Origin of the sequence: Phenylobacterium sp., from assembly GCF_965284355.1 — a bacterium.
Classification (GTDB): domain Bacteria; phylum Pseudomonadota; class Alphaproteobacteria; order Caulobacterales; family Caulobacteraceae; genus Phenylobacterium.
The window spans coordinates 1,551,469-1,563,664 of sequence record NZ_OZ260078.1 but is presented as its reverse complement, the minus strand read 5'-3'; the positions used below and the strand labels follow the sequence as shown (position 1 = coordinate 1,563,664).

General features: G+C 69.7%; 13 protein-coding genes. 6 read left to right on the top strand and 7 right to left on the bottom strand.

Annotation, left to right across the window (positions count from 1 at the left end; all coding sequences use genetic code 11):
- The first annotated feature begins 13 nt into the window (after positions 1-13).
- Entirely contained in the window at positions 14-409 is a 396-nt protein-coding gene (locus tag ACQ66R_RS07595; RefSeq protein WP_430420677.1) for a limonene-1,2-epoxide hydrolase family protein, read from the top strand.
- Here the strand turns inward: ACQ66R_RS07595 and ACQ66R_RS07590 are convergent.
- Positions 406-1,275, bottom strand: a complete 870-nt coding sequence (locus ACQ66R_RS07590; RefSeq protein ID WP_430420676.1) for a DUF1206 domain-containing protein — start codon at positions 1,273-1,275, stop codon at positions 406-408. The genes ACQ66R_RS07595 and ACQ66R_RS07590 overlap by 4 nt on opposite strands.
- A gap of 169 nt (positions 1,276-1,444) precedes the next feature.
- On the opposite strand from ACQ66R_RS07590, the gene ACQ66R_RS07585 reads away from it, so the two are divergent.
- Together ACQ66R_RS07585 and ACQ66R_RS07580 are read left to right on the top strand one after the other, a co-directional pair.
- On the top strand, positions 1,445-2,467 hold the full coding sequence (locus ACQ66R_RS07585; protein WP_430420675.1) for an aspartyl/asparaginyl beta-hydroxylase domain-containing protein: 1,023 nt from the start codon (positions 1,445-1,447) through the stop codon (positions 2,465-2,467).
- 63 nt (positions 2,468-2,530) lie between these two features.
- A complete protein-coding gene (locus tag ACQ66R_RS07580) occupies positions 2,531-3,298 on the top strand; it encodes a DUF169 domain-containing protein (RefSeq protein WP_430420673.1) in 768 nt (255 codons plus the stop codon).
- 4 nt (positions 3,299-3,302) lie between these two features.
- Here ACQ66R_RS07580 and ACQ66R_RS07575 read toward each other — a convergent pair whose 3' ends face one another.
- The 3 genes from ACQ66R_RS07575 to ACQ66R_RS07565 form a co-directional block, all read right to left on the bottom strand.
- On the bottom strand, positions 3,303-3,857 hold the full coding sequence (locus tag ACQ66R_RS07575) for a hypothetical protein (RefSeq protein ID WP_430420671.1): 555 nt from the start codon (positions 3,855-3,857) through the stop codon (positions 3,303-3,305).
- A gap of 114 nt (positions 3,858-3,971) precedes the next feature.
- On the bottom strand, positions 3,972-4,949 hold the full coding sequence (locus ACQ66R_RS07570) for a hypothetical protein (RefSeq protein ID WP_430420670.1): 978 nt from the start codon (positions 4,947-4,949) through the stop codon (positions 3,972-3,974).
- A gap of 165 nt (positions 4,950-5,114) precedes the next feature.
- A complete protein-coding gene (locus ACQ66R_RS07565; RefSeq protein WP_430420668.1) occupies positions 5,115-5,564 on the bottom strand; it encodes a surface-adhesin E family protein in 450 nt (149 codons plus the stop codon).
- 156 nt (positions 5,565-5,720) lie between these two features.
- Between ACQ66R_RS07565 and ACQ66R_RS07560 the strand changes: the two genes are divergently transcribed.
- Positions 5,721-5,936, top strand: coding sequence for a hypothetical protein (locus ACQ66R_RS07560; RefSeq protein ID WP_430420666.1), 216 nt, complete (start codon positions 5,721-5,723; stop codon positions 5,934-5,936).
- A gap of 89 nt (positions 5,937-6,025) precedes the next feature.
- Positions 6,026-6,904: an NAD(P)/FAD-dependent oxidoreductase gene (locus ACQ66R_RS07555; protein WP_430420664.1), complete on the top strand. Its 879-nt coding sequence runs from the start codon at positions 6,026-6,028 to the stop codon at positions 6,902-6,904.
- On the opposite strand, the gene ACQ66R_RS07550 is transcribed toward ACQ66R_RS07555, so the two are convergent.
- Positions 6,901-8,067 carry a serine hydrolase domain-containing protein gene (locus tag ACQ66R_RS07550; RefSeq protein ID WP_430420662.1) on the bottom strand — a complete coding sequence of 389 codons (1,167 nt, stop codon included), beginning with the start codon at positions 8,065-8,067 and terminating at the stop codon, positions 6,901-6,903. The two genes, ACQ66R_RS07555 and ACQ66R_RS07550, sit on opposite strands and share 4 nt — an antisense overlap.
- Positions 8,068-8,306: 239 nt before the next feature.
- The gene (locus tag ACQ66R_RS07545) at positions 8,307-9,608 is read right to left on the bottom strand and encodes a tetratricopeptide repeat protein (protein WP_430420660.1); all 1,302 of its coding nucleotides are present in this window, start codon (positions 9,606-9,608) and stop codon (positions 8,307-8,309) included.
- A gap of 112 nt (positions 9,609-9,720) precedes the next feature.
- On the opposite strand from ACQ66R_RS07545, the gene ACQ66R_RS07540 reads away from it, so the two are divergent.
- Positions 9,721-10,830, top strand: coding sequence for an NAD(P)/FAD-dependent oxidoreductase (locus ACQ66R_RS07540; protein WP_430420658.1), 1,110 nt, complete (start codon positions 9,721-9,723; stop codon positions 10,828-10,830).
- Here ACQ66R_RS07540 and ACQ66R_RS07535 read toward each other — a convergent pair.
- A complete protein-coding gene (locus ACQ66R_RS07535; RefSeq protein ID WP_430420657.1) occupies positions 10,827-12,188 on the bottom strand; it encodes a hypothetical protein in 1,362 nt (453 codons plus the stop codon). The two genes, ACQ66R_RS07540 and ACQ66R_RS07535, sit on opposite strands and share 4 nt — an antisense overlap.
- Positions 12,189-12,196: the final 8 nt, after the last annotated feature.

Sequence of the window (12,196 nt, the reverse complement as noted above, 5' to 3'; positions counted from 1 at the left end):
GAGGAGCAACGTCGTGGCCGAACCCAGCACCCCCACCGAGATCGTCGCCGCCTTCATGAAGGCGATGGAGCGCAAGGACTACGACGCGGGCGTCGTCTACGTCGCCGACGACTGCCACTACGAGAACATGCCCATGGGCGTCGCCAAGGGACCGGCGGGCGTGCGCGCCGTGCTCGAGCCGTTCTTCGCCCCGATCGTCGAGAACGAGTTCCAGGTTCTGCGCCAGGCCGCCGAAGGGCCCATCGTCTTCATCGAGCGGCTGGATCGCCACAAGCTGCCGGACCGCTGGGTCGAGCTGCCGGTGACCGGCGTCTACGAGGTCCGCGACGGCAAGATCGTGTTCTGGCGCGAGTACTTCGACATCGCGACGCTCTACCGCGCCTGGCCGGAGCTGCAGCAGGCCAGCTAGGTACCCGGCTTGCGCGGCATGCGGATCGGCCGCAGCCAGCCCTCGACGATCGCGAAGGCGCCGAAGGCCAGCAGGCCGACGCCCGTCAGCGCCAGCACCGGTTCGCCGAAGGGACCCTGGCCCAGCAGGTTCAAAGCGCCTTCTAGGCCGCGGGCGTCCGACGCGCGGGTATTCAGGCCCGCGCTGACCAGCAGCAGCCCCGCCGGCGCCAGCGCGAGGCCTCGCGCGGCGTAGCCCACGCGCGCCAACCCGCCCAGCCAGTCGGCCGTCGCGTCCTCGCACTCCAGGTCGCGGCCGAAGTGGTCGAGGAAGGCGCGGGCGAAGCTGGCGACCCCTGCGCCCAGGATGAAGACACCGGCGCCGATGACCAGCAGGTCGCCGGCGGGCAGGGTCAGCGCCTGGCTCACCGCCTCGCGGGTGGCGGCCTGGTCGTCGGCCTCGCCCAGGTCCTCGATGGCGTCCAGCAGGCCGAAGACGCTGATCGCGAGCCCGGCGTAGGCCACGCCGCTGATCGCCTGGCCGATCCGCCCAACAATCGCCCGCGGCGAGCGGCCCAGCCGGTCGGCGTCGAACAGCGACTGCAGCGCCCGCCAGCCTGCGAAGCCGTAGAGGCCCAGGCCTACCAGCCACAGCAGGACGAAGCCGGCCGGCCAGCCGCCCCAGGACTCCAGGGCGCCGATCGCCCCTTCGGCCCTGGGCGTGAAATCCAGCGCCGCCAGCAGCGCCATGGTCCCGATGCTGAGGTAGACCGCGCCGCGGGCCAGGTAGCCGGCGCGCGCCGCCGCCTCCAGCAGGGCGCGCCACGGGGCGTGGGCGAACCGCCGGCGCAGGCGGGCGATCGGGGCGCTGAGTGCGAGCGTGGCCATGAGCTGGCGCAACGCCCGCATGATGATCGTGTTCCGCGACCGACCGGTCGTCGCAGCCCGACGTCGCCGTTCGTCGCGCGACCGCGCCCTTTGATCGAACATCTGCGGCGAGCGGTGGAGCCCATGCCACCAAAGGGCGTTTTGCAGCGTCAGCGTGGAGTAGGTGCGCATGCAGATGGGCGACGACGGGCGGCTTTCGGGCTTGGTGGCGGGGTTGGAGCCGGGGGCGTTCCGAAACCTTCTCGAGCTGGCTCTGCGGCATGAACGCGACGGCGAGCAGAGGCAGGCGGCGGCCACCTTCCGCACAGCGCTGGGCGCCATCCCCCGCGCCCTGCCCATGTCGCTGCGGCCGGTGCTGGACCACGCCAAGGCGGTGGTCGAGGCCAATGACGCCGAGCTGCAGGCCTATCTGTCCGAACGGCTGGCCGACCTGCGGACGCGGCACGGCAACGCCCGCCTGGACCGCGTGGACAAGTCGATGGACATCCTGCTGCGCAAGCGCCGGGTCTATCGGCCGCAGCCCAGCTTCATGTACGTGCCCGAACTGCCGGCGGTGGAATTCCACGACCGCGCGCTGTTCCCCTGGCTGGACGTCCTGGAGGCGGCCAGCGCCGACATTCGCGACGAACTGGTCCGCGTGCTGTCCGACGGGCCGATGGCGCTGGAGCCCTATGTCAGCGCCGAGGGCGTCCCGCTCCCGCAGTGGAGCGAGCTCAACAACTCGCGCCGCTGGGGCGTGTTCTATCTCTGGAAGGCCGGCGAGCCGGTGGCTGGGAACCTCGCCCGCTGTCCGAAGACCGCCAAGGCGCTGGAGGTCTGGCCGCAATGCCGGCTGGAAGGCACGGGTCCCTCCGCGGTCTTCTCGATCCTCGATGCCAAGACCCGCATCCCGCCGCACGTGGGCGTCAACAACGCCCGCCTGATCGTGCACCTGCCGTTGATCGTGCCGCCCGGCTGCGGCTTCCGCGTCGGGGCCGAGACCCGGTCGTGGGAGCCGGGCAAGGCCTTCGTCTTCGACGACACCTTCGAGCACGAGGCCTGGAACGACAGCGACCAGCCCCGCGCCGTGCTCATCCTCGACACCTGGAACCCCGCCCTGAGCGAGCCAGAGCGCGAGATGATCACCGCGCTGACGAACGGCGTCGGCGACTATTACGGCGAGCTGCCTGCCTACGCCCGCGGCACGGCCTAGCCGCGCCGGCTTGCATCAAAGGCCCGCCGGCCGCAGCCTCGCCGAAACACGCGGGAGGACGATATGGCGGATCTGGACTGGCCCTCGGTGGTCGCCGACCTGGAGCAGCTCCTGAAGCTGCGCTCGATCCCGTTTGGAATGAAGCTGTTCCGGGACCGCGCCGAGATGGAGGCCATCCCGCGCATCCGTCGGCCGCAGCATGTGCACACCCTGGACCAGGTGGTGGGTCAGGCGTCACGGCTGGGCTGGACGGTGGGCATCACCGCCGACGATCTGGTGGGCGCCCAGTGCCGCGCGGTGGTGGGCTTGGGGAGCGCCAAGACCGACGCCTGGAAGTCGGGCCAGCACATGACCGGCGTCTGGTTTGAGACCGACGAGGACGCCACCGCCCACCAGGCGGCGATGCACTGCGTTCCCGACGGACAGTTCGAGGCGCTGGCGGTAGGGCCGCTGGCCTCCGGAAAGCTCCACGACCCCGACATCGCGCTCTTCTACGCGACGCCCGGGGCCATGATGTACTTCATCAACGGGCTTCAGTGGTCGGGCTACAAGAAGTTCGACTGGGGCGTGGTGGGCGAGAGCGCCTGCGCCGACAGCTGGGGCCGGGCGCTGACCAAGCGCGAACCCAGCCTCTCGATCCCCTGCTTCGCCGAGCGCCGCTACGGCGGCGTCCTGGACGACGAGATGCTGATGGCCACGCCGCCCGAGCACCTCGTCAAAGCCATCGCCGGCATGCGCGCCCTGTCCAAGAACGGCTTCCGCTACCCCTTCCCGCAATACGGCGTGCAGCAGGACGTCCGCGCCGGCATGGCGGTGAGCTACGCGCCGTAGGGGGCTAGGGCCAAACCTGCAGCTCGCCGCCCAGGAGCGGGCGGGTTTCCGCGGGCGGGCCGGTGTCGGCAAACATGCGTGGAATCTCGCCGATCGTCGCTGAACGCCAGGTGAGGAACGGCCGACCGATCGTGTTGCCGCTCCCGCTGCGAGGCAGCCCGACGGCGCAGGCCCATTGCGCCTCCCAGGTTCCGATCAGGATGCCCAGAACCGTCGAGGCCAGGCCCGAGTCGCACCAAACTGGATGATCGTCGTCGATGCCCAGGTCGATGAAGTTCTCGGAAGGACAGTCACCCCAGCGGCCGGCGTAGACGTTGGCGCCATAGTCCCGCAATGGAGATTTGGGGCTTGCACCCAGCGCGATGGAGTAGCCCATGGGATCGACCGGGGCAGGAAAACGCGGCGGATCAAAGCGGGCGCGGCGATCGATGAGGTCGCCCAACTCGGCGTCGGTCAATTCGAGCACCGGGCCGGGGTCTGTCGGACGAATGGCCCTGGACTCGAACTGCGGCCAGATCAGGCTGAGGCGCGGATCAATCTCTGCCAGACGCTTGGTCATGGTGCGGATGCGAGCTGCGATAGAGATCGCTGGCTCAGGCCTTGCGGGCCAGCCGAAGATGAAACTTCGTGAGTAGTGTGCTTCGTCCGAGAACATCTGCAGCTGGGCCCTATTCTACTGAGCAGGTGTGTGGCGCAACGCTATCGGCGGCCGAGGGCCTACGTTGGCTTCGAAGAAAGCCCGCGCACCTCTTTCCGCATAGTGCCAGTCAATGGGACGTCCCTGCGCAGCAGTCGTCTGGCGGTTGGACTGGTCGACCGGCCCGTCTCTCACGGAACGGTAGAATCCATACTTCTTCGCGACGTCGACAAGCGCTTCATAACCCGGACCCTTGGCTTCGAGCAGAGGGTGGCGGGGATCCCAAACCGCGCATCCATCGAACTTGACGGGCTTCTGGCCGGGAACGCGAACGACGTAATCGAGGCCTTCGGCCCGAGTGACCTGCTTCTCATACCGCCGGGCACGTTCTGAGTAGCGCTTGAAGTGAGGATCGCGCTCCCATCCGCCGTTAGGATGACACGTCGCGTCGCTCTCACGTTGACCCTTCGCGAGTTGGTCTGCACGGGGGATGTATCCATCCTTGAGCTTGTCCTCGGTGCGAACCCATCCGGCCGGTTCGTAGTCGTCGTCCTCACCGCGAGCGCGACGAAGCTGCTCTGCGTAGATTTTCTCGATTTCCTGCGCGTCGGCGAACGTGCCGTCGCTTAGAAGAAATGGCTTCGTCCCCCCGAGGGATCGCTCAACCCTGTCGAGGGGCGCCGGAACAGCTGGGTTCGGGTAGTCGATCGAGTGAGTGCCGAAGAAGCTTCCGCGGGCGCCGGGCGGCGGGGGCATGCCATCAGAAGGGCCGGCAGGTCGGGCTCGATCCCGTATCGGACTAGGCATAGGGGCTGGCCTGGGCGCGGCTGGGCCACGATAGAACGCCTCCTCCCAGGCCTCCGATTCCGGCAGGCCCTCAAAGGAGTAGAAGGCATCGTGTTCCGCCTGCTCACGCGAAGAGCGCTCTGCCTGAACCTCTTCCGGCGACCGCCTGTACCACTTCTCCAGCTCCTGCCCCTCGAGTTGGGCCGGATCCGTCTGTCGTCTGATCATAAGTGCTTCCCTTGGTCGAGCCGCCGCTCTGAAGGGAAATCAGCCCTTGGCAGGCGCCAAGTCGCCGGTCAGGCCCACGCCCGATCCCATCAGCCCACGAGAAGCATTTTGTCAGGGCCAACGCGTCAAGTCAAGAACAAAACAAGAACAAAAAAGGCCCCCGACTCATGTCGCCACCAGCACCCGGCAGGCGAACGCCATGCGCATGGCGCCGACGGAGTTGGGCTCGACGGCGGCCCAGGGGGTGGCGCGGAACATCGGTGAGCGCCAGGTGCGGCCGGTGAGGCCGGCGCCGTCGTGGTAGAACTCGTCGACCACGCGGTTGAGCTTCTGGCGGCAGTCGTATTCGCCCAGGCTGCGCACCGAGCGGAACGAGAAGCCGTCGCGCTTCAGGGTCTTGTCGCTGTCGTAGGCGGTCCAGACGCGCCGCAGGTCGCCGGCCACCGCGCCGACCGGGCGCATGTAGACCCAGGTGTCGTCGCTGGCGGTGACGAGGGTCCAGCCGTCCTTCTCCATGACCGAGGGCGGGACGGCGTCTTCCGCCACGGCCGGAGCGGCCGCCAGCGCCGCGGCCAGGGCCGCGGCCGTCATCACGTTCGTTCGCCGATGGGTCATCGCCCGCATCACGCCCGGCGCGGACGCCCAAGTCCAGCGCCGTCTGCGCCGAAACTGAACGCCGGCTAAACATCGCCCTCAGACGCTCCTCAGCCGCCGCCCGCTAGCGTCGGGTCACGATCCGCGCCGTGCGGACGGTTGATGAGGATGACGACAATGGCCTCTGCGGCCATCAAGTGGGAGCTCCTGGACCATGCCGCCGAGCGGCCGGTTCAGGTGGGCGATGTGGTTTCGGTGGAGGCCGGCGGCATGCCGATCTTCCGCGTGGTGGGCCTGGCCGGGACCAAGGCCTGGCTCGACGACGACGCGGGCCGCGTGCGCCGCCTGATGCGGCTGGACAGCTTCCGCTGGCGCGGGGGCGCGGCGGCTTAGGCCGTTCAGCCGCCAAGCGGCGCCACGAGTTGCGGGTCTGCGCGTTGCGCCTGCATGCCCTCCATCGATTTGCCCCGGGCGCGCGCCGCGTGACCGCCCTCCTGCCAGACGAACAGCCGTGGGACGTCGTGGTCGTGGGCGCCGGGCCCGCCGGCCTGACGGCGGCCACCTATCTGGCCCGCTTTCGCCGACGGGTCCTGGTGCTCGACGGCGGTCCGTCCCGGGCGGGCTGGATTCCAGAGAGCCACAATACGCCTGGATTCCCGAACGGTATCGGCGGGCCGGCCCTGCTGGCCCGTCTGTGCGAACAGGCGCTCGCGTTCGGCGCCGTCGCGCGATCCGGACGGGTGGACGAGCTGCAGCGCACGCCGGACGGCTTTCGGCTGGGCGGGTCGTTCGGGTTCATCAACGTCCCGGCGGTCTTGCTGGCGACCGGCGTCGTCGACCACCTGCCGCCCATCCCGGGCCTGGAGGCCGCCATCCGCGACAGCCGCGTGAGGATGTGCCCGATCTGTGATGCGTTCGAGGCCGTCGACAGCCGCATCGCGGTGCTGACCGACAGCGACCTGGGCGAGCGCGAGGCGAACTTCCTGCGCACCTACAGCGCCGACGTCGAGGTGCTGCTGGTGGGCGAGGCTCACGACTGCCCCGGCAAGCGGATCGCGCTGGAGGACCTGCGGCTCGACGGGCAAGGCATGGTTCTGCGACAGGGCGGCGAGCCTGAGCGCCGCTTCGACCACCTCTACCTGGCCCTGGGCTGCGCGGCGCAGTCCGGCCTGGCCGTGGCGGCGGGCGCCCGGCAGGACGAGCTCAACAACCTGATCGTCGACGCCCACCAGATGACCAGCGTGGACGGCCTCTACGCCGCGGGCGACGTGGTGCGCGGCCTGAACCAGATCGCCGTCGGCGTCGGCGAGGCCGCCATCGCGGCGACCGCCATCCACAACCGATTGCGGGGCGCGGGCTAGTTCCCCTTCGCCGCCGCGTACGCCGCCTGGATGAACGCGTTCCGCGCCACGCTCAGGTCGCGGCCGGTCGCGCGCGGCCATGCCGCGTTCGTCACGATGATGATGCGGTCGTCGCGGTGGGTTGTGATCGACTGGCCGAAGATGCCGCGGGCCTCGTAGGCGCCGGAGTCCGGCATCCACCAGAAGTAGCCGTAGCCTCGCTCGCGCGTGCCGTTGGTGATCTGCGGCGTGGTGGCCTCGGCGGTCCAGGTGGGCGGCAGGATCTGCTTCCCGCCCGCCTTGCCGCCGTCGAGGATGAACTGGCCCACGCGGCCGTAGTCGCGCAGCGTCAGCGACATGCAGCAGCCGCCGCGCTCATGGCCCGCCGGGTCTGTCACCCAGACGGCGTCGCTATCCATGCCGTACGGCTTCCAGATCTTCTCCGAGGCGTATTCCGACACCGACTTGCCGACCGCGTTCGAGACCAGGATGCCCACCAGGTCGGTCTCGCCGGTCGAGTAGTTGAACATCGTCCCAGGCGGATGCGCCCGGGGCAGGCGGCTCATGTAGGTGACCAGCGAGTTCTTGCCGGGCTCCATCGGCAGAGTGGTCGAGCGCGAGACGTCCGAGTTGGGGTCGACGTAGTCCTCGTTCCACTTCACGCCCGAGCTCATCATCAACAGCTGGCGGACAGTGACGCCGTCGTAGCCCGAGCCCTTGAGCTCGGGGATGTAGTCGGTGACCGGGGCCGACAGGCTCTTGATCTTGCCGTCCTGGATCGCGGCCCCCACCAGGGTCGAGGTCACGGACTTGGCGACCGAGAACGAGGTCCAGCGGTCCTGCGGCCGGCGGCCCATGCCGTACTTTTCCAGCACGATCCTGCCGTCCTTGAGCACCAGGATGCCCGAGACGTTGTAGGCGGCCATGTAGCTGTCGACCGTCCAGGCCTTGCCCTCGTGCTCCCACGTGGGCGCGATCTGCTTGGGCGCCAGCGGGAGGGGGTGGACCTTCTTCCCGCGCTTCACGATCTCGGCCTTATAGACCGTCTCCATCGACCGGTAGCCGTCGCTCTGCTGCTGCGGCGTCCAGAAGAGGATCGACGGCGTCTTGGGATCCAGCGGGACCTGCGCCTGCGCCGCCCCGCCCAACGCCAGCGCCGCCGCCAGCCCGATCACCATCCGCATGAAACGCCTCCCCGATTTTGCGGGGAAGCTAAGGGCTCCGACGTCCGGCGCCTAGCGACCGCTTCTCTCCGTATGGCCTGGGTGGCGCGTCAGCGCCGACAAGATTCAACCACGAACCACACGGCCCGGGTCGGGCTTCCGACGCCTTGCGAGCGGAGGGCTCCGTTCGTGTGGTTCGTGTGGTTCGTGTGGTTCGTGGTCAAACGAACAGCGTCTGCGGCGCGCGCTGACGGGGAAGATCAGGCCGCCAATGACCGGGCGTACTCGGGCAGGGGAATGCCGCCCGCGCGTTCGGCCAGCAACGCCTGCGCCAGGCCCTCGTCCCCGGCCGCGCGGGCGGCGGCGATCAGCGTCAGGTCCAGGACGTCGCGCTGGGCGTGGCTGCCGCCGAAGCGGTGGGTCTGGCCGCGCACGCTGCTCAGCAGCTCGACCGCGCGGGCGAAGCGGCCCTCGCCGAAGGCCGCGATGGCCTCGCACGCGGGCAGGCCGGCCTCGCGCACGAAGGCGGCGTTGTCGCCCGGCCCGGCGATCGCCTGGCCCTGGCTGTCCAGCAGCGCCCGCACCCGCTCGGTCTGGCCCGCGCCGACGTAGGCCAGCATGGCGTGGGTGTCGACGAAGGCCGAGCGGCCATGCGGCTCGGTGGCGAAGTTGTCGGCCAGTCGCGTCCAGCGCTCGCCCACGTCCACGCCCAGGAGCTGCAGCCGCCAGAGCAGGGCAGCGCTATCCACCATGTCGAAGGCGAAGGTGGTGGCGTCCTCGCCATAGATCGGGCCGTCGTACAGCTGCAGCACCGCGTCGGTCTCGCCCAGGCCCAGATGGAAGAGCGCGGTGTGCCACCAGTTGTGGACGCCCAGCTGCGCCTCGGGCTGCCAGGCCGTGTTCTCGTGCCGCATCCAGCGCACGCCGTCGGCGTGGCGGCCCTGCATGACCATCACGTGGGCCACCGCGTGCTGGCCCCAGTTGTTGGCGGGCTCCAGCGCCACGCACGCGCGCCCGGCCGCCTCGGCGCGGTCGAAGTGGCCGGTCTCCTCCAGGCCGAACGCGTGCAGGCCCAGGATCGCGTGCCACTCGGGCCGGTCCGGCGACCAGTGCGGCAGCACGGCCTCGATGCGGTCGCGCAGCATGCGGCTGTCACCCTGCAGGAAGTCCAGCGTCTGGCCCGTCTGCAGCGCCAGCACGTCGTGCGGATAGTCGGCCGCCACGTCCTGCAGGATCCGCGCAGCCGCCCGCACCTCGCCGGCCAGCAGCGCGCCGATCGCCGCCACATGTCCGGCCTCGCGGGCGTTCATCGGCAGGGTACGGGCCGTCTCGAACGCGGCGACGCCCATGGCCGTCACATGGGTGTTGGCGGCGATGACGGTCATCCAGGCCTTGAGCACATGGGCCATGACGAACGCCGGGCTGTCGGCCAGCGCGCCCATCAGCGGGGTGAAGCTGTCGCCGGCGTAGGCGTGGAACCGCTCGCGCGCGGTCTGGTACAGTTCGGCCGCCCTGACGCTGGCGCCGGTCATCTCCAGGCCGTGGATGTCTTTCACCGTCATCTCGGGCTCCTCGGGCCGCTTTGCCGACCTCTACCGATTTGAGCGGCGGGGCGCCATCGCGCGGCGCAAGCGGTGGGATGACAACGCGGGGCCGGCCCGCTAACCCCACGGCATGGCCGATTTTGATTTCGATGCGGTGGTCGTGGGCGCGGGCGCCGTGGGCCTGGGCTGCGGCTATGCGCTGAGCCAACGCGGGCTGGTGGTCGCGGTCCTGGAGCAGGAGCAGGCCATCGGCCAGGGCGTCTCGTCGCGCAATTCCGAGGTGATCCACGGCGGGCTCTACTACGCCACCGGCTCGCTGAAGGCGCGGCTGTGCGTCGAGGGCCGCCGCATGATGTACGCCTTCTGCGACGCCCATCACGTGGAGTACGACCGCTGCGGCAAGCTGGTCGTGGCCGGGGCGGCCGAGCTGGAGCGGCTCGACGCGATCCTGGCCCAGGCCCAGGCGAACGATGTGGAAGGCATGCGCCGGCTGTCCAAGGCCGAGACCCTGGCGCTGGAGCCCGAGCTGTCCTGCGAAGGCGCACTGCTCAGCCCCGAGAGCGGCGTGCTGGAAAGCCACGCCTACATGCTGGCGCTGCAGGGCGAGATCGAGGCGGCGGGCGGCGCGGTCGTGCTGGCGACGCCGTTCGAGGGCGCGACCCCGCTGGACGGCGGCGGCTTCTCGGTCCGGGCCGGGGGCGCCGAGCCCACGACGCTGACCTGCCGCTACCTGGTGACCGCGCCGGGGCTGTCGGCCCAGGGCGTCGCGGCGACCATCGAGGGCTTCCCCAAGGACCTCATCCCGAAGGCCCACTTCGGCAAGGGCGTCTACTTCCGGCTGACCGGCAAGGCGCCCTTCCAGCGGCTGATCTATCCGCCGCCGATCCCCGGCGCCCTGGGCACCCACTACCGCCGCGACCTGGGCGGGCAGGGGGTGTTCGGGCCCGACCTCAGCTTCGTGGACGCGCCCGACTACTCGGTGGACCCGGCCAAGGCCGACGAATTCTACCGCTACATCCGCAAGTTCTGGCCGGGCCTGCCCGACGGCGCGCTCAGCCCCGACTACGCCGGCGTCCGCCCCAAGCTCCACGGCCCCGGCGAGCCCCAGCCCGACTTCCGGCTGGACGGCGCCGACATCCACGCAGTGCCCGGCTTGGTCGCCCTGTTCGGCATCGAAAGCCCCGGCCTCACCTCCTCGCTGGCGATCGGCGAGGAAGTCGCAAAGCGGCTGGGGCTCTAAGCCCCGTCAGGCTGGGCCGCGGCGGCGGTCGCCTTGTTCTCCGGGAACTTGAAGCCGAGGTAGAGCCCGTTGACTATGCCGCTGAGCGCCAGGAGCGTCGGGTCGAACGCTGGCATCGTGTACTTCGACACGACCGTCCAAACGAAGATCAGCCCCAGCACCAGGGTCCAGGCGAACATCTGGACGCGGTGCAGGGCTATGGTCTCGCCGTCGGACAGAATGTCGGCGAAGAAGCCGCTCGATTGTGCGCCGCGCGCGGCGGCGGTGGGCCCGGTCGCAGGCGTGGTGTCGATCGCCACGGCGGCGAGCCCGGAGACACCGGAGATGCCCAGAAGCCCGACGACCGCCGGTGTCATCACGCCTATCCACTGGCCCGTCGTCAGCCAGACGAACAGGAAACCCGCGAGCGAGAGGGCGAACCACCACACCATCTGCAGGCGCGCCAGGCTGAAGATCGGGTTGTCCTCGTCAGAGTCCGGCTTGCGGACCCGCAGCATCCGGGTGCGCCAGCCCAGCATGACGAGACCGGCCATCGTGAGAAGGAATCCGACGCCGCCGACGGCCAGCCATGCGTACTCGAACGCACTGACTTTCAAGCCCTCGATCGAGGCGCCGCGACGCGGCAGCTTGGCTTCGAAATCGCCCAATCCGACCTTCACGGGACGGCTGCCTTCGAGGCTGACGCCGCCCAGGACCTCCCGCCACGCCTTGGCGGCCTCGCTGTTGTGATCTTCGGACGCCCGCAGCGGGATCGGTCGCCACTCCCAGGCGTCCGCGTCCGCCGGTGCGGGAACCCGCGCCACGAAGCCGATCTCGGTGGGCTTGTCCTCGACGAAGAGAACGACCCTGGCATCCTTCGGCAGCCCGGACAACTTGGCCTCGGCGGAGGCGAGGTCGGTCTGGGCGGTCTTGAGGGCGTTTTCGCGGGCGGGTCGGTCGGTGGCTGCGCCCGTCGCGGCGAGCGCGGCGTCGGCGGCGTCCCGCGCCGCCTTGGCCTTCGTCACCAACGCTTCCACTTCGCTCTGGGCTTGGACCTCCTTGGCGAAATAGGCCTTCGGCCGCCAGGCGATACAGAGCTGGTCGTTCGAGCCGAACTTCTCGTCGGATGTTCCCACGAAGCCGGTGGCGGGCGCCTGTCTGCCGACCGGCGGACAGGCCTGCTGCGAGCCGAAGATCGCGTAGGCCGTGTTGCCGAGCACCACCACCAGAACCAACACGCCGATCAGCGCGAACCAAGCCCCCAGTCGCTTCATAGCCGTCCCCGATTTGCCCTCCTTAGGGTGTGCATCACACCGCCGCGGCCGTCTGTGGCGAAACTCACACGCGAGCGGTGGCAGGTTTGAGTTCCGCGACGGCATGGGGCTCT

Bases quoted from the DNA above. Each gene is read 5' to 3' on its own strand.
- ACQ66R_RS07590 (WP_430420676.1), bottom strand. From the start codon at position 1,275: ATGGCCACGCTCGCACTCAGCGCCCCGATCGCCCGCCTGCGCCGGCGG.
- ACQ66R_RS07585 (WP_430420675.1), top strand. From the start codon at position 1,445: ATGCAGATGGGCGACGACGGGCGGCTTTCGGGCTTGGTGGCGGGGTTG.
- ACQ66R_RS07580 (WP_430420673.1), top strand. From the start codon at position 2,531: ATGGCGGATCTGGACTGGCCCTCGGTGGTCGCCGACCTGGAGCAGCTC.
- ACQ66R_RS07575 (WP_430420671.1), bottom strand. From the start codon at position 3,857: ATGACCAAGCGTCTGGCAGAGATTGATCCGCGCCTCAGCCTGATCTGG.
- ACQ66R_RS07570 (WP_430420670.1), bottom strand. From the start codon at position 4,949: ATGATCAGACGACAGACGGATCCGGCCCAACTCGAGGGGCAGGAGCTG.
- ACQ66R_RS07565 (WP_430420668.1), bottom strand. From the start codon at position 5,564: ATGACCCATCGGCGAACGAACGTGATGACGGCCGCGGCCCTGGCCGCG.
- ACQ66R_RS07560 (WP_430420666.1), top strand. From the start codon at position 5,721: ATGGCCTCTGCGGCCATCAAGTGGGAGCTCCTGGACCATGCCGCCGAG.
- ACQ66R_RS07550 (WP_430420662.1), bottom strand. From the start codon at position 8,067: ATGCGGATGGTGATCGGGCTGGCGGCGGCGCTGGCGTTGGGCGGGGCG.
- ACQ66R_RS07545 (WP_430420660.1), bottom strand. From the start codon at position 9,608: ATGACGGTGAAAGACATCCACGGCCTGGAGATGACCGGCGCCAGCGTC.
- ACQ66R_RS07540 (WP_430420658.1), top strand. From the start codon at position 9,721: ATGGCCGATTTTGATTTCGATGCGGTGGTCGTGGGCGCGGGCGCCGTG.
- ACQ66R_RS07535 (WP_430420657.1), bottom strand. From the start codon at position 12,188: ATGCCGTCGCGGAACTCAAACCTGCCACCGCTCGCGTGTGAGTTTCGC.